This is a genomic window from Roseomonas sp. 18066, from assembly GCF_902706185.1.
Taxonomy (GTDB): domain Bacteria; phylum Pseudomonadota; class Alphaproteobacteria; order Acetobacterales; family Acetobacteraceae; genus Pseudoroseomonas.
Genome location: NZ_CACSJM010000394.1, coordinates 1 through 408, shown reverse-complemented (window position 1 = coordinate 408; position 408 = coordinate 1). Strand labels below are relative to the sequence as shown.

Genomic DNA, 408 nt, shown 5'->3' with positions numbered 1-408 from the left:
AGTAGGCCCACACCGCCCGCCATGAGCCCGGGTGCGCGGCAGGGTCCCAGACGGGTTCGGTACGCAGATCAGGGTTGTTCTCGTTCTTGTGGCCGGTCCTGGGGGTGACCGTATCGATCAGCTGCCCGTCGCTGAACGCGTCACCGTGCCAGCGGAAATGCGAGGCCAGATCGTTCGGCGCTTTCGTCATCCGGGAACCGACAATGAACCGCAGGTTCGCCTCGTCCAGCTCGCGCAGATTGCCGGCTGAGAGCATGCCTGCGTCGGCGACGACGACCAGGTCGGCCAAGCCGTGGCGGACCTGGAACTGCTTGATAATCGGGATCATGGTTGCCGTCTCGGCCTTGTTGCCCTCGAAGCAGCCGATCTCCAGCGGAAACCCGCCGCGATCCACGAGCAGACCGACAA

The 408-nt window shown here is 64.7% G+C and carries 1 protein-coding gene; it reads right to left on the bottom strand.

What is annotated here, in order from left to right; all coding sequences use genetic code 11:
• The coding region (locus GVN67_RS29390; RefSeq protein ID WP_160000799.1) for a transposase at positions 1–408 on the bottom strand (408 nt) is incomplete at both ends.